Source organism: Massilia sp. WG5 (genome assembly GCF_001412595.2).
Taxonomy (GTDB): domain Bacteria; phylum Pseudomonadota; class Gammaproteobacteria; order Burkholderiales; family Burkholderiaceae_D; genus Telluria.
Genome location: NZ_CP012640.2, coordinates 3,309,503 through 3,328,615 on the forward strand (window position 1 = coordinate 3,309,503; position 19,113 = coordinate 3,328,615).

Genomic DNA, 19,113 nt, shown 5'->3' on the forward strand with positions numbered 1-19,113 from the left:
CCACCGCGCGCGAGACCACCGATGACCCAGGCAAGTTTCCCCAAACTGCTCTCGTCGCAGATCGCCTTCGACATCGCGCGCACCATCCTGGACGGGTTCGACCGCCATTATTCGCTGTTCCGCCAGGCCAGCCAGGCGGCCAAGACCTATTTCGAGCAGGCCGACTGGAGCACCGCCCAGCGCGCCGCGCGCGAGCGCATCGATTTCTACGACCGGCGCGTGCAGGAATGCGTGCAGAGCCTCGAGGACGAGTACGCGCCCGAGGAGTTCAACGACGGCACCTGGCGCGAGACCAAGCTGCACTACATCGGCCTGCTCACCGGCCACAAGCGCCCCGAACTGGCCGAAAGCTTTTTCAACTCGGTCAGTTGCCACATCCTGCACCGGACCTACTACCGCAACGATTTTCTGTTCGTGCGTCCGGCCGTCTCGACCGAGTACATCGAGACCGAGGAGCCGCAGCCGACCTACCGCGTCTACTACCCGGCCAAGGACGGTCTGCGCTTTGCCCTGCGCCGCGTCGTCACCAACTTCCAGCTGGCCCGCCCCTTCGCCGACCTCGACCGCGACATCGCGCTGGTGGAACGGCGCCTCGTCGAACAATTCGGGCTGGACCGTGCGGAAGCGAACCAGCAGCTGCAGGTGCTCTCCAGCCTGTTCTTCCGCAACAAGGGCGCCTACATCGTCGGCCGCGCCATCAACGGCGTGCGCGAATACCCCTTCGTCATCCCGGTGCTGCACGAGCGCGGCGGCGCACTCGTGCTCGACACCGTGCTCACCGAACCGCTGCAGGTGCTGACCCTGTTCTCGTTCACGCGCGCCTACTTCATGGTCGACATGGAAGTGCCGTCGAGCTACGTGCAGTTCCTGCGCAGCCTGATGCCCATGAAACCGCGCAGCGAGATCTACACCGTGCTCGGCCTGCAAAAGCAGGGCAAGACCCTGTTCTACCGCGACTTCCTGCAGCACCTGAAGCACAGCTCGGACGAGTTCCGCATCGCCCCCGGCATTCCCGGCCTGGTGATGCTGGTGTTCGAGCTGCCGTCCTTCCCCTATGTGTTCAAGGCGATCAAGGATTTCTATCCGCCCCCGAAAGAAACCACGCGCGCCCAGGTCAAGGAAAAATACCTGCTGGTGAAGCACCACGACCGCGTCGGCCGCATGGCCGACACCCTCGAGTACTCCGACGTCGCCTTCCCGCTGGCGCGCTTCCCGGAAACGCTGCTGGACGAGCTGCGCCGCCATGCGCCCTCGCTGCTCGAACTCGAGGGCGACCGGGTGATCGTCAAGCACCTGTACATCGAACGCCGCATGGTGCCGCTGAACCTGTACCTGCTCGACGCCGAGCGCAGCGGCGACAGCGCCCGCCTCGAACACGGCGTGATCGAATACGGGAATGCGATCCGCGACCTGGTCGCGGCGAATATCTTCCCCGGCGATATGCTATACAAGAATTTCGGCGTCACCCGCCACGGCCGCGTCGTGTTCTACGACTACGACGAGATCGAGTACCTCACCGACTGCAACTTCCGCGATATCCCGCAGGCGCGCAACGAGGAAGACGAGATGGCGGCCGAGCCCTGGTACCCGATCGGCCGGCACGACGTCTTCCCCGAGCAGTTCGAACGCTTCCTGCTCGGGAACCCGAACATCCGCACCGTCTTCATGCAGCACCATGCCGAGCTTCTCACGCGCGCATGGTGGCAGTCACACAAGGAACGCATCCAGGCCGGCATCGTCGAGGATGTGTTCCCCTATCCGCAGCAGATCCGCTTTTCTCAACCTTTGGAGACACTACAATGAATGATCCAGTCGTTATCGTCGGCGCGGCCCGTACCCCGATGGGCGCCTTCCAGGGCGATTTCTCTTCCAAAACCGCCAGCGACCTGGGCGCGGTGGCGATCAAGGCCGCCGTCGAGCGCGCCGGCGTCGACCCGCAAAAGGTCGAACACGTCTACTTCGGCAACTGCCTGATGGCCGGCCAGGGCCAGGCCCCGGCGCGCCAGGCGCTGATCAAGGCCGGCCTGCCAATGTCGACCGGCGCCGTGACCCTGTCGAAGATGTGCGGCTCCGCGATGCAGGCCGCGATCTTCGGCCACGACGCCCTCAAGGCCGGCAGCGCCGACGTGATCGTCGCCGGCGGCATGGAATCGATGACCAACGCGCCCTACCTGATCCCGAAGGCGCGCGGCGGCTACCGCATCGGCCACGGCATCATGTTCGACCACATGATGCTGGACGGCTTGGAGGACGCCTACTCGCGCAACGAGAAGACCGGCGAAGGCCGCTCGATGGGCACCTTCGCCGAAGAGTGCGTGGCGACTTACCAGTTCACCCGCGAGCAGCAGGACAACTTCGCGATCGAGTCCGTCAAGCGCGCGCAGGCCGCCAACAACGACGGCAGCTTCGCCTGGGAAGTGGCGCCGGTCAGCGTCGCGAATCGCCTGGGCGAGCAGGTCATCGAAAAGGATGAAGGCCCGCTGAAGGCCAAGGTCGACAAGATTCCGTCGCTGCGTCCGGCCTTCAAGAAGGACGGCACCGTGACCGCCGCCTCGTCCTCCTCGATCAACGACGGCGCCGCCGCGCTGGTCATGATGCGCGAGTCGACGGCGAAGGAACTGGGCCTGACCCCGATCGCCCGCATCGTCGGCCACGCCACCCACGCGCAGGAACCGAACCTGTTCACCACGGCGCCGATCGGCTCGATGAAAAAGCTGTTCGAGAAGACCGGCTGGAAGGCCAGCGACGTCGACCTGTTCGAGATCAACGAAGCCTTCGCCGCGGTGCCGATGGCCGCCATGCGCGACCTCGATATCCCGCACAGCAAGGTCAACATCCACGGCGGCGCCTGCGCCCTGGGCCACCCGATCGGCGCCTCGGGCGCGCGCATCATCGTCACCCTGCTGGGCGCGCTGAAGAAGACCGGCGGCAAGCGCGGCGTGGCCTCGCTTTGCATCGGCGGCGGCGAAGCGACGGCGATGGCGATCGAGATGGTGTAAGGTAGGGTGGGGTAGTTCAGGCCAGTGGCCTGAACTACGAACGCGCCCACCATGCAAACAAGGAGTCTTTTATGTCTACAGCCCTCATCATCGGCGCCTCCCGCGGCATTGGCCACGAAATGGTCCGCCAGTACCGCGCCGACGGCTGGCGCGTGATCGCCACCGCCCGCAAGCCGCAGGATTGCGACGAACTGCGCCAGCTCGGCGCCGAGGCGCACCAGCTCGACGTGACCAATGCCGAAGCGATCGGTGGCCTGGGCTGGAAACTGGACGACGAGAAGATCGACCACGCCTGGCTGGTGGCCGGCGTCTACGGCCCGCGCCACGACGGCTTCCCGACCCAGCAGGAATTCGACGAGGTCATGCACACCAATGTGCTGGCGGCGATGCGCCTGCTGCCCATCGTCGGTCCGCTGGTGGCGAACGCGCATGGCAAGCTGGCGGTGATCTCCTCGCGGATGGGCTCCATCGGCGAACGTTCGAGCGCCTCGGGCTCGCTGTACCGCGCCAGCAAGGCCGCGCTGAATTCGGTGCTGGCCGATACCGCGCTGACCTACGGGCCGCAGGGCGTGACCTGCCTGAGCTTCCACCCGGGCTGGGTGCAGACCGACATGGGCGGCGCCGGCGCCACCCTCGGCGTCGAAGAAAGCGTGCGCACGCTGCGTGCGACCCTGGCCAGCGCCGGCGCCGCGCAGAATGGCGCCTTCCTGAACCACGACGGCACGCCGATCGCGTGGTAAGCGCAGGCGGGCCGTCGATACAACGATAACGACACACGAGACAAGATGATCCTCAACGAAGAACACCAGATGATCCGCGACGCCCTGCGCAGCTTTTCGCAGGAGCGCCTGGCGCCGAATGCCGCGCGCTGGGACCGCGAACACCATTTCCCGAAACAGGAATTGCAGGAACTGGCCCAGCTGGGCGCCTTCGGCGTCGCGGTGCCGGAGCAGTACGGCGGCGCGGGCCTCGACTACGTGTCGCTGGCCCTGGTGCTGGAAGAGATCGCGGCCGGCGACGGCGGCACCTCGACCATCATCTCAGTGAACAACTGCCCGGTATGCTCGATCGCGATGATGTACGCGAACGAGGCGCAGAAAGAGAAATGGCTGCGCCCGCTGGCGCAGGGCGAGATGCTGGGCGCGTTTGCCCTGACCGAACCGCATACCGGCAGCGACGCCGCCGCCCTGCGCACCACCGCCACGCGCGACGGTGACCACTACGTCATCAACGGCACCAAGCAGTTCATCACCAGCGGCAAGCATGGCGACGTGGCGATCGTCATGGCGGTCACGGACAAGGCCGCCGGCAAGAAGGGCATCAGCGCCTTCTGGGTGCCGACGACTACGCCCGGCTACATCGTCGCCGGCATCGAGCACAAGATGGGCCAGCATTCCTCGGACACGGCGCAGATCGTGTTCGACAACTGCCGCATCCCGCTTGATAACCTGATCGGCGAAGAGGGCCAGGGCTACAAGATCGCCCTGTCCGGGCTGGAGGGCGGCCGCATCGGCATCGCCTCGCAATCGGTCGGCATGGCGCGCGCGGCCTTCGAGGCGGCGCTGGCCTACGCCAAGGAGCGCGAGAGCTTCGGCACCCCGATCTTCGACCACCAGGCCGTGCAGTTCCGCCTGGCCGAGATGGCGATGCAGATCGAGGCCGCGCGCCAGCTGATCCTGCACGCCGCGTCGATGAAGGATGCCGGCGTGCCCTGCCTGAAGGAAGCGGCGATGGCCAAGCTGTTCGCCTCCGAGATGGCCGAGCGCGTGGTCTCCAGCGCCATGCAGGTGTTCGGCGGCTACGGCTACGTGGCCGACTTCCCGATCGAGCGCATCTACCGCGACGTGCGCGTGTGCCAGATCTACGAAGGCACCAGCGACATCCAGAAGATCCTGATCGCCAGGGCGCTATGACGATCCGCCCGGCGGAGCCGGCCGACCTGCCGGCCTTCTTCGTCTACCTCGACGACCACCTGCGCGACAATGGCCGCGACGGCGCCCCGCTGTTCCAGCCGCTGTCGCGCGCGCAGTCGCAGCTGCCGCCCGGCCTGCGGGTCTCCTTCATCGAGGGACTCGTCATTCCTGTCGGCGAAGCGGGCTGGCGCCGCCTGTGGCTGGCGCTGGATGAGCGCGGCGCGATCGCCGGCCACATCGACCTGCGCGCGCGGCCCGAACCCCTGGCGCGCCACCGTACGATGCTGGGGATGGGCGTGCATCGCGCCTGGCGCCGGCGCGGACTGGGGGCGCAGCTGCTCGATACCGCCATCGCCTGGGCACGCAGCCAGGACAGGCTGAAGTGGATCGATCTCGAAGTGCTGTCCGAGAATCACCCGGCCGTCTCGCTCTACCTGCGTGCGGGCTTCACGATGACGGCGCGGATCGAGGACATGCTGCAGATCGATGGCGTGAGCCATGATCTGAGCTATATGCGCTACAGGCTGCGCTGATCAGAAGCCCTCCAGCACGATCTTCCCGCGCGCCGTGTTCGACTCGATCAGCGCATGCGCGCGCCGCAGGTTCTCCGCATCGATACGCCCGAAGTGTTCGTTGGCCGTGGTGCGGATCGTCCCCGCATCGACCAGCTCGGCCAGACGGTTCAGGATGCGATGCTGCTCGATCATGTCGGCCGTGTTGAACAGCGAGCGCGTGAACATCAGCTCCCAGTGCAGCGACACCGCCTTGCGCTTGAACTTCATGATGTCGATCGGCGTGGTCGGGTCGTCGATCAGCGCGTACTTGCCCTGCGGCGCGATGGCTTCGACGACCTGGTCGAAGTGCTGGTCGCTGTGGGTCAGGCTGGTCACGTAATCGGGCGCCGGCAGCCCCGCGGCAGCGATCTGTCCGGCAAGTGGCTTGCCGTGGTCGATCACGTGATGGGCGCCCAGCTCGCGCACCCACGCCACCGTTTCCGGCCGCGATGCGGTGGCGATGATGCTCAGCTGCGTGAGCTGGCGCGCCAGCTGCACCAGGATCGAACCGACGCCGCCGGCCGCGCCGATCACCAGCAGGGTCTTGCCCTTGCCTTCAGGACCGGTCGGCACCTGCAGGCGGTCGAACAGCATCTCCCAGGCCGTCAGGCCGGTCAGCGGCAGCGCCGCGGCGGGGCCGAAGTCCAGCGTCGCCGGCATGCGGCCGACGATGCGCTCGTCGACCAGCTGCAGCTCGCTGTTGCTGCCGGCGCGGGCGATCGAGCCGGCATACCAGACGCGGTCGCCCGGCTTGAACAGGGTTACATCCGGACCGACGCTTTTCACGATGCCGGTCGCATCCCAGCCCAGCACCTTCCACTCGCCGGCTTCCGGCTTGGCGCTTTTCCGCACCTTGGTGTCGACCGGATTCACCGAGACCGCGCGCACCTCGACCAGCAGGTCGTGGCCTTGCGCGACCGGGTCGGGAAGCACGATGTCGACCAGCGACGCTGCTTGGTCGATGGGCAGGTTGTTCTGGTATCCGATGGCTTTCATGGGCAAGCTCCTGTTGGTGTAACGATGTGATGGATGCCATTCTGACCAGCCACGGCTTTTTGATAAACTGGGCAATCCCGAATTCACCTTCAATATTCCATTGAAAATCCGGAACATCCAGGACCTCGAAACCTTCGTCGCCACCGCCGAGCAGGGCAGTCTGTCGGCCGCCGCGCGCCTGCTGGACCTGTCGCCGGCAGTCGCCAGCGCCAGCCTGAAGCGCCTGGAAGCCGACCTCGGCGCGGCGCTGTTCGTGCGCAGCACGCGCAGCATGCGCCTGACCCTGGCGGGCGAACGCCTGCTCGCGCGCAGCAAGGTGTTATTGGACGGCCTGCGCGAAGCGGAGGACGAGGTGCGCGCCGGCCAGGACGCGATCGAAGGCCAGCTGCAGATCTCGATGCCGTCCGACCTCGGACGCCATGTGGTCCTGCCCTGGCTGAACGATTTCCAGGCGCGCTACCCGGGCGTCAAACTCAGGCTGCAGCTCACCGACCGCCTCGCCAACATCTACCGCGAACCGGTCGACATCGCGCTGCGCTTCGGCGTGCCGCCCGAGTCCAGCATGGTGGCGCTGCCGCTCCTGGCCGAGAACCGCCGGGTGCTGTGCGCTTCGCCCGCCTACCTCGCGCGGCGCGGCGTGCCGGCCTCCCCGCGCGAGCTGGCAAACCACAACTGCCTGTGCTTCATGCTGGACGAAACCGTCAACGACCGCTGGCGCTTCCGCAAGGGAGACGAGGAGATCGAAGTCCTGGTGCAGGGCGACCGCCTGGCCGACGATTCCGAAGTCGTGCGGCGCTGGTCGCTGGCCGGGCTCGGGATCTGCTACCGCTCGCGCATCGACGTGCACGCCGACCTCGCCGGTGGCCGCCTGCGCCTGATCCTGCCGGAGTGGGAAGGCGTGAATGCGCCGCTGACCATGCTGGTGGCGAACCGCAAGCAGGTGTCGCCGGCAGTGCGGGTGCTGCGCGAATTCCTGCAGCAGCGCTGCGCCGCCCTGTCGAGAACCTGACGCCGCGCTACACTCGCAGGCATCACCAACGAAGGAGACGACATGGACGCACGGGCGACGATCGAACAATGGCAGCAGCAGCTGGACGCGGTGCGCGCACGGGCGGCGCAGAACGGCGCCCATGCCGGCGTGGTGCCCTTCGCACAGGCGCGCGAGATGAAGGGCCTGGACATCATGCAGGCCCTGCTCGAAGGCCGCTTTCCGTATCCGCCGATCGCCGAGACCCTGGATTTCCACCTCGTCGAGGTCAGCCGCGGCCAGGCGAGCTTCCAGGGCACGCCGCTGCAGAAGCACCTGAACCCGATGGGCACCGTGCACGGCGGCTGGTACGCCACCCTGCTCGATTCGGCGGTCGGCTGCGCGGTGCAGACCATGCTGGAGCCCGGCCAGGCCTACACCACGGCGGAGCTGAGCGTGAACCTGGTGCGCGGCGCACGCCTGGACGGCGGCCCGCTGCGCGCGATCGGCACGGTCCTGCATTGCGGCCGCCAGCTCGCCACGGCCGAAGGGAAGATCGTCGACGCGCAGGGCCGGCTGTATGCGCACGCGACGACCACTTGCCTCGTATTCGAAGCGCGCTGAAACACGACGCTTCACTTCAGGAAGTATTGTTTTTATAGAAATTTAACTGTTGATGAATTATTATTCCATACCTGTGATTACTTATTAATTGGTCCGAATCCGGACAAGCGGCGCCAGGCAGGCAACGGTTAAAAAATGCACACGTTTAACAGACTGCTCATCGATGTGTATGCGAATGCACAGCACTGCAGCTTGGCGGAATTTAATGAGTATGGTCTCCGCGAACTGAAAAAAGTCGTGACCTTCGACTCATGCGTTCTTGTGGATCTCGCCATCACACCGGAACGAAAGCTTGCTTTCCAGACCCTGCATTTGCATGCAACACCGATCGAACGCTTGCAGGACCGTATCCAGAGCATTGGCCAGGAAACGCTGAAGAAAAACGGTGGGCTCAGCAGCATGGACCTTACCCTCGTCAAGGCCTTTGAACAGCGCGGCCAGAGCATCGTCGCCGACCTTGCTGCCAGTTCGAACGATCCGCAAATCCTGTCGTATTGCCGCAAGTACGAGACAGCCCATTCCCTCGCCTTCGTATCAAGTACCAGCTTCGGCCGGTCCGTGCCGGCTCTCGGGCTATGGCGCGCCAGCAAAAAGAATGCGTATAGCCGCCAGCATGCCCACGACGCAACGCTATTCCTCCCCCATCTGCTGCAAGCGAGGGAAATCAACTGCCGTTTCAAACCAGGCACGAGCGCAGAACCGGTACGCCAGGCTTTGGTGCTGAGTACGCTGAAGGGACAGCTCTACTTCATCGACGACGACACGGTCCAGTTACTGCAATCCGAATGGAAAAGCTGGACGCCGCCTTTTTTACCCCCAGCACTGATGGATGCCCTGGGTAGTACAGGTGCCCGACAATTCGTGGGCAAGCGCATTACCGTCCAGGCCGAGGTGCGAGACAGGATGCTGAGCCTGTCCATCACGTCGCACTCGCGCCAGCACGCAAGGCTCACGCCGACCGAATTACGCGTCGCATCGCTCGCGGCTCAGGGAATGCAATACAAGGAAATTGCAAAACAGACTGGCGCGGCACCCGCAACCATACGGAATCACCTGCATGCCGTGTATCGCAAACTCGGCGTCGCCAACAAAACTGCGCTGGCGCTGGCGCTCTCCGCTCACTGAAGACCTAGAACATCTGTCCTATGGTCGAGCCGCCAAGCGGGCATTAACATAATCGAATGACAACATGAACAAGGCGTCGATGCGGCTCCTTGTAAAAATAAAAGGAGAGATTATGTTTAATAAGAACGAACGCGCACGAGTTCTCGGTATGGCCGCCCTTTGCTCGGTACTGTCGGCCTGCGGTGGGGGTGGAAGCGGAGGCGGCGCCGATCCCAGCACCGCCGCGACCGCGCCGGGACCGGGTTCCACTACCCCGTCTGCAACGACAACGGGCACGATTCAATATGCCCAATATCAGCCGACCAATACGATCATGTGGGATGCAGCCTGGTCGACAACGACCGTCAGCGCCAGCACGAGCTTCACTACGACATCCAAACAGGGATCGATCCAGTTTCCCTTATCCGGCGTTAACGAAATTGTCTCCACCAGCGATGCTTATGCCACGGTTTCCTGGGCCGGTCCTTTGACCAGCGGCGCCTATAAATTCGACGGCAATATCCTCATGGGCTGCGACGCTGCCGCAGCCGACAGGGAGTCCACCCGGGTCTTTGTCTCCAGCTCGCTGGCACGCGTCAAGGATGGCATGGTCGATGACTTGTCCGGCTTGAGTTTCGATGTCGTGGATTGCGCCCTGCTCAAACAGAGCAAGGTGGAAACCCTCAAGATCAATGCGGACGGCTCGCTGTTCATGTCGACATTTAACGCAACGATTCCCAAGAATCAGGTATTCGACATGTTAAATCCGGAAAAATATCCCGGCATCCTGATTAACAACGGCGATTTCAAAACGACTGGCAATTACTCAGGCCATGCGTTTCGCTATACTGTCAATGGCGTGACCAGGTACGCGATCGTCATCCAGACCAACGTCGGCTATATGGGCACCGGCATCAAATTCCACTACCTGCTGGCCATCCAGCGCTGATCAGCTGACCGCCGGCTCCAGCAAGGTCACGGTCTGCGCCTGCGTGTCCAGCGTGGCGCGCACGCCGACCGGAATCGTGAACTGGTTGCGGATGTGACCGAAGGAATAGCCGCTCACTGCCGGCACGTGCAGCGGCTGCAGGTGCAGGTCGAGGGTTTCGTCCAGGCTCAGGGACGAGCCGCCGCCCTGCGGCCCGCAGTTCTCGCAGATGCCGATCATGAGCCCGGCCGCCTTGTCGAGGCCACCGGCCAGGTCGAGCTGGGTCATCCAGCGGTCGATCCGGTAGGGCTCCTCGTTCACCTCCTCGATGAACAGCAGGCTGTCGCGGAAGTCGGCCGCATAGGGGGTGCCGGCCAGCGCGCTCACCAGCGACAGGTTGCCGCCGATGAGCGGGCCGGTAGCGACGCCGCCATGCACGGTGCGGATCGCGTACTGCGGCTCCTCCAGCGCGCGCCGCGCATTTTCGGATGACATCGGGATCGTGTAGCTGGCGCGCGGCTCCATCAGCACCGCCAGCATGTGCTCGTTCGAGTAATCCGACGGCGTGCTCGACGCCACCGGACCGTGGAAGCTCACGACGCCGGCGTGGCGGTGGATGGCCAGGTGCAGCGCCGTGATGTCGGAGTAGCCGAGCAGGATCTTCGGGTGCTTGCGGATCAGTTCGAAGTCCAGGTGCTTCAGCAGCGAGATGCAGCCGGAGCCGCCGCGGATCGCCCAGATGGCCTTCACTTCCGGGTCGCGGAACATGCCGTGCAGGTCGGCGATGCGGGCCGCGACCGTGCCGCCGTAGTTGCCCCAGACCTCGCGCAGGTAGTTGCCGGGCTTCGCGCGAAAACCCAGCGCTTCGATGTGCTGGACCGCTTTCTGGATCGCGGCGTCATTGGTGTAGCCGCCCGGCGCGATGAGGCCGACCAGGTCGCCTTGCTTCAGGCGTGGAGGTTTGATCAGGTGTGTCATGGATGGAGAAGCGCGCCGGCGCGCACGCGGCGGGATGGCGGCGGCGGCCGGCAGGGACGGCAGCAGCGCCGCCGCCACCAGCGCCGCAAAGCGCCGCCTGCCGCCGTTATTCATGCGCGGATCAGAAGAACTTGTACTTGACGTCGAAGCTCAGCGAACGGCCACGCGGATCGGCCACGCGCGGATCCCAGCCTGCGCCCACGACTTCGTCCACGTTGTGCGCGGTGAACGGCGGATTGCGGTCGAACAGGTTCTGGATGCCGACGGTGATCGTGGTGCTCTTGAAGCCGGTGTAGGTCGTCGACAGCCCCCAGGTCGTGTAGCTGGCCACGTGCGGGTTGAAGCCGGCCGGCGGGGTGCCCTTGCCGCCGTTCGGCAGCTGGTCCATGTAGCCGTCACGGTACAGGTTGCTCAGCATGGCGCTCCACGGACCCTTGCTCACGCTGAAGGTGGCGTTGTGCTTCCAGCGCAGGTAGATGTCGCGGGTGTAGAAGTTGCCCACGTATTCCGTGTACGGCTGGCCTTCGTATTCCGAGAACTGGTAGCTCTGGGTCCAGGTGCCGTCCAGGCTGGCGTTCCACTTGTAGCCGCCCGGCAGGTTGCCGCGGCCGCGCAGGCCGAGGTCGGCGCCGCGCGTCTTCAGGCCCGCCGCATTGATCCAGCCGGCCTGCACGTAATCGATGGTGCCGTCCGGGTTACGGTGGATGTACTCGGCCAGGCCGACCGGGTTGGCCAGCACGTTCTGCGGCGTGCGCTTCAGGATGCGGTCCTTGACGTTGACCGCCCAGTAATCAACCGAGGCCGAGAAGTTGGCGCTCGGCTCGACGATGAAGCCCAGCGTGCCCTGTTTCGAGGTTTCCGGGCGCAGGTTCGGGTTGCCGCCGCTCTTGTAGTTCAGGCGTTCGATGGCGCAGAAGCGCGGATCGCCCGGGTGGGCCGCGCAGCCGACCGGGTCGGACACGCCGCTCGGCAGTTCCTGGCTGAGGGCGCCCGAGTACAGCTGGACGAAGCTCGGCGCCAGGAAGCCGCGGTTGGCCGAACCACGCAGCATCAGCCAGCTGGCCGGACGGTAGCTGAACGCGATCTTCGGGTTGGTGGTGGCGCCGATCTGGCTGTAGTCGTCGCGGCGGATGGCCAGCTGCAGCTCCAGGTTCTTCAGCACCGGCACCATCAGCTCGGCGTACACCGCCTTGATGTTGCGCGCCACGCGGTCCTGCTTCGCATTGTCCGGCGCCTGCCAGATCAGGGTCGGGTCGACGTCCTGCGCGTACTGGTAGCTTTCGCGGCGCAGGTCGGTGCCGATGGCGCCCGAGACGGCGCCGGCCGGCAGCTGCCAGATTTCGCCCGACACCGAGCCGTTCAACTGGGTCAGCGTGGTCTTGCCATGCTGCAGGCGGCCATAGAACTTGGTCGCTTCCAGCGCATCCATCGCGGCCTGGGTCTGGCCCTGTGCCGGCGAGGCCCACGGATTCACGACGCCGCTGCCCAGCACCGCATACAGGGGCTTGGTGTAGCCATAGCCGTCGACCAGGTCGGTCGTGGTGCGGCTGGCGCTGTGCGACAGGTCGACGCGGTAATCCCACTTGCCGCCGATGGTGCCGTCGGCGCCCACCATGAAGCGCACGGTGTCGGTGCCGTATTTCTGGGTGCGGTTGCCCATCGGCCAGGCGCGCCACTTGTAGAGGATCGGCTTGGTCGGGTCGTAGGTCGGGATGTAGGCCGACAGGTCCTGGTAGTACGGGCCGCCGGCCGGGTAGGCATTGCCGTTCGCCAGCGAGGTCGAGATCTGCAGCGGGGTCAGGATCGACAGGCTGCTGTTGCGCGCGCCGATCGCCTCGGCGTACACCCGGTGGTCCGGGTTGAGCTGGAAGGTGCCGCGCGCCACGAAGTTGGTGCGCTCGACCGGCATCTGCATCACGTAGTCGCCGCCGTAGTCGTAGGCGCAGGAATAGGTCGAGCGCAGCGGCGAGGTGACGTCCTTCCACAGGCTGGTCTGGTACTGCGACATGCCTTCGACGCTGTCGCACTTGCCCTGCAGGCTCAGCAGGCCGGCCTGCAGGTATTTGTTCGGGTCGCCCGGCATCTGGAAGTTGGCGCCCAGTGCAGTGCCGGCGCCGGCCAGCTGGTTGGCGACCGGGGTGCCGGTGGTGTCCGGGGACAGGCCGCGCGCCGGCTGGAAGCCGTTCGCGAACCCGCGCTGGCGCGAATCCAGGCGGTCGTTCTTGTCGTAGCCGATGGCCGCCATCAGGTTGAAACCGTCGGTGTCCAGGTTGCCCTTGCCGGCGATCAGTTGCAGGCGACGGGTCGCACCGCCGCCGTGTTCGGTGAAGTTGCCGGTGCCATTCGCCTGCAGGCCCTGGAAATCGGTCTTCAGGATGAAGTTGATGACGCCCCCGACCGCATCGGTGCCGTAGATCGCGGAGGCGCCATCCTTCAGCACCTCGACGCGGGCGACCGCCGCCAGCGGAATCGTGTTCAGGTCGACGGCATTGCCGGACAGGCCATAGGCGGCCATGCGGCGGCCGTTGATCAGCACCAGGGTGCCGGTCGGGCCGAGGCCGCGCAGCGACGCGAAGGAAGCGCCACCGCTGAGACGGTCGGCGTCGGCGCCGAACACGTTATTCCCGGAGGTCATGTTGTCGGCGCCGGTGCCGTTCGCCGAGATCAGGCGCATCATCTGTTCGGCGTTGGTGATGCCCTGCTTTTCCATCTGGTCCAGCGAGATCGTCTGTACCGGCAGTGCGCCTTCGGTGGCGATACGCTTGATGCTACTACCCGTGATTTCGACGCGTTGCATGGGTTTGTCCGACTGCACGTCCTGTGCCATGGCCGGGCTGACGATGCCGATCAGGGCAATCATCTGTGCTAACTTCTTTAACTTCACGCGTCTCTCCTTGGGTATCGCTGCGACAATGTCTTTGCACTACGTTATTTTGATTTCGAGGGTACGCGCACGTATTTGCGCCTTCCAATGAAAAATCCGGAGCCGAGTATAACTACAAGGAATGTTTTACTTGGGAAAATCCAACCGAAAAGATTACTTCCCTTGGGTAGCCCGTGCCCTTTGCGCAACATCGACATCCAGATAACGCCATTGCGTTAATTCGACCGGGTGACGTTTGTAGTTTTTCAACCACGGTTGGCGGATATCGGCCGACAGCACATGGGTCAGCAACACCCAGGGGTTATAGGCGTGGAGCAGCTGGTTCATTTCGAAGTAGAGCTTCTGGCGCGCCGGGCCGTCCTGCAGGGCGTGCGCCTGTTCGTAGCGTTCGTTATACGCGGGCAGGTTGAAGCGCGAATAGTTCGCGCGGCCGGCATTGGGGCCGTACAGCAGCTGGTAAAAATTGTCGCCGTCGGGGAAGTCGGCCACCCAGTTACTCTCGAACATCTGCACCTTGCCCAGGCGTGAAGCCTTGATGATCTCGGGCTTCTTGTCCGACTTGAACACCACGCGCAGGCCGATCCCGTTCAGGCATTTGCGCCACAGTTCGTCGCGCAGGCGGCCGCTGACGGTGGCTTCGCTGCTCATCACCAGGGTCAGGGGTTCGCCGTTCGGCTGGCGGCGAAACCCGTCCGGGTCGCGCTTGCCGTAACCGTAGCGGTCCAGCAGCGCATTCGCCAGCGCCGGATCGTAGGGCACCGGGCTGCGGTAGTCCGGGTCGTAGCCCAGCACGCCGGCCGGCAAGGGCGATTCCGCCTTCATCGCGAAGCCCTTCTTCAGCAGGGCGATGTCTTCGGCGCTGTTATAACTCAGGGAAATGGCCCGGCGCAGCGCGATCTTGTCCTTGCCGTAGCCGCCGATGACCGGGTCCTGCATGTTCATCCACATGTAGTAGGTCTGCAGCACCGGAAAGCGGGTCAGCTGCATGCCGCGCGCGGCCAGTTCGGGCTTCAGCCTGCCGTCGCGGATCACCATGTCCGTCATCGATTCCGGCACCTGCTCGAGGTAATCGTATTCGCCGTTCAGGAAGCCCAGCATGCGGCCCTGGAATTCCTCGGCGATCTTGACCTCGACGCGATCGACGCGCGGCAGATGCTGGCCTTCGAGCGCCGCGGCCAGGGTCTTGTCCTCGGCCGTGTTGCGGGCGCCGAGGCTGCCATGGAACACGGCGCTGGAATCCGGGTTGGCCAGCAGCACGATGCGGTCGCTGTGCTTCCAGTCGCCGATCATGAACGGGCCGGTGCCGACCGGATGATTGCCGGCCTGGCCCGGATAGGCTTCCATCACTTCGCGCGCGACCACCGACGCCGCCGGCATCGCCATGTAGAACAGGAAATTGTTGTCCGGCTCCTTCAGGCGGATGCGCAGGGTGTAGCGGTCGAGCGCCTGCAGGCCGGCGATCTCGGTGGCGTAGCTGAAGTTCTTCTTGAGCGCCTCGTCGCCCACCAGCTTGCCGTCGAAGATATAGCCGAAGGGCGAATGCAGGCTCGGATCGTACAGGCGCTTGAAACTGTAGACGTAGTCCTGGGCCGTGACTTCCCGCTTCTTGCCCTTGAACGCGGGGTCGGCCGTGAAATAGACGCCGGGACGGATCTTGAACGTGTAGCTGCGGCCGCCCTCCTCGACGAGCGGCAGGCCGGTGGCCGTATTCCCCTGCAGTTTCACGGGCCGCGCCAGGTAGTCGTAGCGCAGCAGCGGGTCGAACAGGTTTTCCAGCAGCGACAGCGTGGCCAGGTCCGAGCCGACCGCCGGATCGAGGCCGGCTTCGCTGGTCGACAGGAACATGTGCAGGGTTTTCGGTTCCTCGGCCCGCACGGGCGAGTACAGCAGGGCGAGCGAGAAAGCGGCGGTGAGGAATCGCATTGTCAACATTGGGGGCAGTCCTGGAGGCGTTGCCTATCATAGGGCCAGCGCTTAGCGATAGGCAATACGTGGCGCCGCTCAGCGGAACTGCGTGGTGGAGATCTCGAAGCGCTTCAGTTTGTCGTACAAGGTCTTTTTGGGGATGTTCAGGCTTTGGGCGGCATCGACGATGTTACCGCCATGGCGGCGCAGCGCCTCTTCGATGATCGAGCGCTCGAAGGCGTCGACCTGTTCGGCCAGCGAGGCTTCGCGCTTGGCCTCGGACGGCGCCAGCGAGCAGTCGAGCAGCCCGAGGACGAAGCGGTCGGCCATGTTCTGGAGTTCGCGCACATTGCCCGACCAGCGGTGTGCCATCAGCGAATGCAGCAGTTCCTCGCCGACCAGCGGCGCCGGCTGGCCGTAACGCCGCGCGGCCTGCAGCACGAAGAACTCGAACAGCAGCGGAATGTCTTCGCGTCGGTTGCGCAGCGCCGGCAGGGTCAGGCTGGCGACGTTCAGTCGATAGTACAGATCGGCGCGGAAGGCGCCCTGTTCGGCCAAGCATGCCAGGTCTTCCTTGGCGGCGGTAATTACCCGGAAGTCCACTGGAATCAGCCGGTTCGAGCCGAGCCGCTCGACCTTCCGTTCCTGCAGCACGCGCAACAACTTGACCTGCAGCGCCAGCGGCATGCTTTCGATCTCGTCCAGGAACAGGGTACCGCCGTTGGCATATTCGATCTTGCCGATGCGCTGGCGCTGGGCGCCGGTGAAGGCGCCCTCTTCATGGCCGAACAGTTCGGATTCGAACATCGATTCCGGCAGGGCGCCGCAATTCAGCGCCACGAAGGGATACTGGCTGCGCTCGCTGAATTCGTGCAGGCAGCGCGCGATGAGTTCCTTGCCGGTACCGGTTTCGCCGAGGATGATGACGTCGGCCGCCTTCGGCGCCAGGTTCAATACCAGCTGGCGCACCCGGGTCATGGCGCTGCTGCGCCCGATCACCCGGGCTTCGATGCCGGCCCGGTTGTCGAGCTGGCGCCGCAAATCCAGGTTTTCCAGCACCAGGCGCCGCTTGTCGAGCGCGCGGCGGCAGACTTCGAGCAGCAGGTCGGCGGAAAACGGCTTTTCGATGAAATCGTAGGCGCCCTGGCGCATCGCATCAACCGCCATCGAGACGTCGCCATGCCCGGTCACCAGGATCACCGGCAGGGTCGGGTCCTTCTCGACCGCCAGCTTCAGCAGCTTCAGGCCGTCGATGCCCGGCAGCCTGACGTCGCTCAGCAGGATGCCGCGGAAGGCCGGCGACAGGTGCGGCAGCGCCTCCTCGGCCGTGGCGCAGGCGATCACGCTCAGGCCGGCCAGTTCGAGCGCCTGGCGCACGCCTTTGCGGACCACGGCATCGTCTTCCACGTACAGCACTTGCATGCCGTCGGAGCTGGTTTCAAGCATGGGATTCCTTCTGACAGGTAAAGCTGATGATGAATTGGGCGCCGCCGCCCTCGTCTGCGCTGCGGTTGCGCACCGCCAGCGTGCCGCCGGCCGCACGGATGATCCCGGCGCTGATCGACAGTCCGAGCCCGAGTCCCTGTTCCTTGGTGGTGTAGAAGGGTTCGAAGATCCGGTCGAGGGAGGCGGCCGGCACGCCCGGTCCGTTGTCGGTCACCTCGATGCGCACCCGGTCCCCCTCCTGCCGGGCGACGACCGCGATGCGCACCCCGCCAGGCGCCGGCACCGCCTCCATCGCATTCGACAGCAGGTTCGAAAACACCTGTTCGAGCCGGATCGGATTGCACGGCACGATCAGGTCCTCCTCGGGCCAGTCCTCGCTCAGCACCAGGCGTTCGGCGCCGCGCCGGGTACGGATCTGCAGCAGCGTCTGCGCGAACGCGGTGCGCACGCTGGCCGACTGGTTGCTGTCGTCGCTGCGCCGCGCGAAGCCCTTCAGTTGCGAAGTGATGTAGCCAAGCCGCTTGACCAGGTCGGCAATGGTCGACAGGTTGTCCAGCGCGTCGTCGATGCGCCCGCGCGCCAGCAGCACCCGGGTATTGTCGGAGAAGGTCTGCAGGGCCGCGAGCGGCTGGTTGAGTTCGTGCGTGACGCCGGCCGCCATCTGGCCGATCGCCGCCAGCTTGCCGCTTTGGACCAGTTCGGACTGGGCCTGGCGCAGGGTCCGCTCGGCGCGCTCGCGTTCGCTTACTTCGGCCTGCAGGCGCAGGTTGGCGTTCTGCAGGTCGGCGGTGCGCTGGGCAACCTTGACTTCGAGTTCCGCATACGCCCGCCCCAGCGCTTGCTGGGCGTTCAGGCGGTCGCGGATGCGGCTGCGGCGCTGCCCGGCATACAGGGCGCCCAGCATCAGCAGGGCCCAGCCGAGCGCGGCGGCGACCGCGGCGTTCCTGGCCGCAGCCTGGACCTGGTCGAGCTCGGCGAGCACGGTGATGTCCCACTCCAGTGGCGCCAGGCGATGGCTGACCGCCAGGTAATCCGCATGGTTGCCCAGAGAAATGACCGAAGCGCCGTCGGCAAAGCGTTCGCGCACGGCGTGCGGCAGCAGCGCCAGGTCTTCGCCCTGGAACTGGCGCTGTTCGCGGATGCTGCGCTGGGCGGCGGCGGACAGCGGCGCCTGGAGCTTGAACTTGAACGCGGCAATCGAGGACAGCAGGATCACCCCGTTGCCGTCCTTGACCAGGATCTGCTCGCTGTCGCCATGCGAGCGCCAGGAACGTTCGAGCCAGTCGAGGCTGACCTTGGCAACCGCGACGCCGATCACCCGCTCGTGCCACCACACAGCTTGTGAAATGAAATAGCCGGCCTCGCCGGTGGACACGCCGATCCCATAGTAGCGCCCGATATCGCCGCCGGCGGCCAGCTTGAAATACGGGCGGAAACCGTAATTCTGGCCAACATAGGACGTGCTCTCCTTCCAGTTGCTCGACGCGAGCGTGGTGCCGTCGAGGCCGATCACATACACGGCAAAAGCGCCGCTACGCCGGTTGATGCGTTCCAGATAGGTGTTCACCTCGGCCGCCGACACGTCGCCGCGTTGCGCCAGCAGGGCCTTGACCAGATCGCTCTGGGCGACCGCCAGCGGCAGGAATTCGTAGCGGTCGATCACGCCGCCGATGGTCGATCCGTACACCTCGGCGCGCGAGGCCAGGGTACGGTGCAGCTCATCCAGGTGGCGGCTCCTGACGAAGGCATAGGTGCTCATGGCGACAAGCACCAGGGAGCATGCCGCGAGGGCGCTACCCAGTCTCCGATTCGATC

The 19,113-nt window shown here is 65.1% G+C and carries 15 protein-coding genes; 9 read left to right on the forward strand and 6 right to left on the reverse strand.

The features are described from left to right. Window positions 1-21 precede the first annotated feature (21 nt). From aceK to AM586_RS14755, 5 genes are all read left to right on the forward strand, one after another. Window positions 22-1,803, forward strand: coding sequence for a bifunctional isocitrate dehydrogenase kinase/phosphatase (gene aceK / locus AM586_RS14735; protein ID WP_047821366.1), 1,782 nt, complete (start codon window positions 22-24; stop codon window positions 1,801-1,803). Next, the gene (locus AM586_RS14740; protein ID WP_047821368.1) at window positions 1,800-2,999 is read left to right on the forward strand and encodes an acetyl-CoA C-acetyltransferase; all 1,200 of its coding nucleotides are present in this window, start codon (window positions 1,800-1,802) and stop codon (window positions 2,997-2,999) included. The genes aceK and AM586_RS14740 overlap by 4 nt, the downstream gene beginning before the upstream one ends. Window positions 3,000-3,070: 71 nt before the next feature. Further along, entirely contained in the window at window positions 3,071-3,739 is a 669-nt protein-coding gene (locus AM586_RS14745) for an SDR family oxidoreductase (RefSeq protein WP_047821370.1), read from the forward strand. Between the two features lie 45 nt (window positions 3,740-3,784). Then, window positions 3,785-4,912 (forward strand): acyl-CoA dehydrogenase family protein, encoded by a 1,128-nt coding sequence (locus AM586_RS14750; RefSeq protein WP_047821372.1) that lies wholly within the window; start codon window positions 3,785-3,787, stop codon window positions 4,910-4,912. Further along, the gene (locus AM586_RS14755; protein ID WP_047821374.1) at window positions 4,909-5,445 is read left to right on the forward strand and encodes a GNAT family N-acetyltransferase; all 537 of its coding nucleotides are present in this window, start codon (window positions 4,909-4,911) and stop codon (window positions 5,443-5,445) included. The genes AM586_RS14750 and AM586_RS14755 overlap by 4 nt, the downstream gene beginning before the upstream one ends. On the opposite strand, the gene AM586_RS14760 is transcribed toward AM586_RS14755, so the two are convergent. Next, window positions 5,446-6,462: a zinc-binding alcohol dehydrogenase family protein gene (locus tag AM586_RS14760; RefSeq protein ID WP_047821376.1), complete on the reverse strand. Its 1,017-nt coding sequence runs from the start codon at window positions 6,460-6,462 to the stop codon at window positions 5,446-5,448. 100 nt (window positions 6,463-6,562) lie between these two features. On the opposite strand from AM586_RS14760, the gene AM586_RS14765 reads away from it, so the two are divergent. From AM586_RS14765 to AM586_RS28150, 4 genes are all read left to right on the forward strand, one after another. Beyond that, on the forward strand, window positions 6,563-7,471 hold the full coding sequence (locus AM586_RS14765) for a LysR family transcriptional regulator (protein ID WP_307162431.1): 909 nt from the start codon (window positions 6,563-6,565) through the stop codon (window positions 7,469-7,471). Between the two features lie 42 nt (window positions 7,472-7,513). Continuing rightward, the gene (locus tag AM586_RS14770; protein ID WP_047821379.1) at window positions 7,514-8,053 is read left to right on the forward strand and encodes a PaaI family thioesterase; all 540 of its coding nucleotides are present in this window, start codon (window positions 7,514-7,516) and stop codon (window positions 8,051-8,053) included. Between the two features lie 135 nt (window positions 8,054-8,188). Next, window positions 8,189-9,178, forward strand: a complete 990-nt coding sequence (locus AM586_RS14775) for a helix-turn-helix transcriptional regulator (RefSeq protein ID WP_047821381.1) — start codon at window positions 8,189-8,191, stop codon at window positions 9,176-9,178. Between the two features lie 64 nt (window positions 9,179-9,242). Continuing rightward, a complete protein-coding gene (locus AM586_RS28150; protein ID WP_156328070.1) occupies window positions 9,243-10,106 on the forward strand; it encodes a hypothetical protein in 864 nt (287 codons plus the stop codon). Here the strand turns inward: AM586_RS28150 and AM586_RS14790 are convergent, their stop codons facing one another. From AM586_RS14790 to AM586_RS14810, 5 genes are all read right to left on the reverse strand, one after another. Beyond that, entirely contained in the window at window positions 10,107-11,177 is a 1,071-nt protein-coding gene (locus tag AM586_RS14790) for an LD-carboxypeptidase (protein ID WP_052233192.1), read from the reverse strand. Between the two features lie 7 nt (window positions 11,178-11,184). Next, the gene (locus AM586_RS14795) at window positions 11,185-13,923 is read right to left on the reverse strand and encodes a TonB-dependent receptor (protein ID WP_229412932.1); all 2,739 of its coding nucleotides are present in this window, start codon (window positions 13,921-13,923) and stop codon (window positions 11,185-11,187) included. A gap of 177 nt (window positions 13,924-14,100) precedes the next feature. After that, on the reverse strand, window positions 14,101-15,879 hold the full coding sequence (locus AM586_RS14800; RefSeq protein WP_052233193.1) for an ABC transporter substrate-binding protein: 1,779 nt from the start codon (window positions 15,877-15,879) through the stop codon (window positions 14,101-14,103). A gap of 69 nt (window positions 15,880-15,948) precedes the next feature. Continuing rightward, window positions 15,949-17,298 (reverse strand): sigma-54 dependent transcriptional regulator, encoded by a 1,350-nt coding sequence (locus AM586_RS14805; RefSeq protein ID WP_047821389.1) that lies wholly within the window; start codon window positions 17,296-17,298, stop codon window positions 15,949-15,951. Continuing rightward, window positions 17,291-19,057: an ATP-binding protein gene (locus AM586_RS14810; RefSeq protein WP_229411020.1), complete on the reverse strand. Its 1,767-nt coding sequence runs from the start codon at window positions 19,055-19,057 to the stop codon at window positions 17,291-17,293. The genes AM586_RS14805 and AM586_RS14810 overlap by 8 nt, the downstream gene beginning before the upstream one ends. Window positions 19,058-19,113 lie beyond the last annotated feature (56 nt).

What these genes read in the sequence shown, in the direction of transcription:
- AM586_RS14750 (WP_047821372.1), top strand. Translation starts at nt 3,785, where the DNA reads ATGATCCTCAACGAAGAACACCAGATGATCCGCGACGCCCTGCGCAGC.
- AM586_RS14790 (WP_052233192.1), bottom strand. Translation starts at nt 11,177, where the DNA reads ATGAATAACGGCGGCAGGCGGCGCTTTGCGGCGCTGGTGGCGGCGGCG.
- AM586_RS14745 (WP_047821370.1), top strand. Translation starts at nt 3,071, where the DNA reads ATGTCTACAGCCCTCATCATCGGCGCCTCCCGCGGCATTGGCCACGAA.
- AM586_RS14770 (WP_047821379.1), top strand. Translation starts at nt 7,514, where the DNA reads ATGGACGCACGGGCGACGATCGAACAATGGCAGCAGCAGCTGGACGCG.
- AM586_RS14810 (WP_229411020.1), bottom strand. Translation starts at nt 19,057, where the DNA reads ATGAGCACCTATGCCTTCGTCAGGAGCCGCCACCTGGATGAGCTGCAC.
- AM586_RS14775 (WP_047821381.1), top strand. Translation starts at nt 8,189, where the DNA reads ATGCACACGTTTAACAGACTGCTCATCGATGTGTATGCGAATGCACAG.
- AM586_RS28150 (WP_156328070.1), top strand. Translation starts at nt 9,243, where the DNA reads ATGAACAAGGCGTCGATGCGGCTCCTTGTAAAAATAAAAGGAGAGATT.
- aceK (WP_047821366.1), top strand. Translation starts at nt 22, where the DNA reads ATGACCCAGGCAAGTTTCCCCAAACTGCTCTCGTCGCAGATCGCCTTC.
- AM586_RS14795 (WP_229412932.1), bottom strand. Translation starts at nt 13,923, where the DNA reads ATGATTGCCCTGATCGGCATCGTCAGCCCGGCCATGGCACAGGACGTG.
- AM586_RS14755 (WP_047821374.1), top strand. Translation starts at nt 4,909, where the DNA reads ATGACGATCCGCCCGGCGGAGCCGGCCGACCTGCCGGCCTTCTTCGTC.
- AM586_RS14800 (WP_052233193.1), bottom strand. Translation starts at nt 15,879, where the DNA reads ATGTTGACAATGCGATTCCTCACCGCCGCTTTCTCGCTCGCCCTGCTG.
- AM586_RS14740 (WP_047821368.1), top strand. Translation starts at nt 1,800, where the DNA reads ATGAATGATCCAGTCGTTATCGTCGGCGCGGCCCGTACCCCGATGGGC.
- AM586_RS14805 (WP_047821389.1), bottom strand. Translation starts at nt 17,298, where the DNA reads ATGCTTGAAACCAGCTCCGACGGCATGCAAGTGCTGTACGTGGAAGAC.
- AM586_RS14760 (WP_047821376.1), bottom strand. Translation starts at nt 6,462, where the DNA reads ATGAAAGCCATCGGATACCAGAACAACCTGCCCATCGACCAAGCAGCG.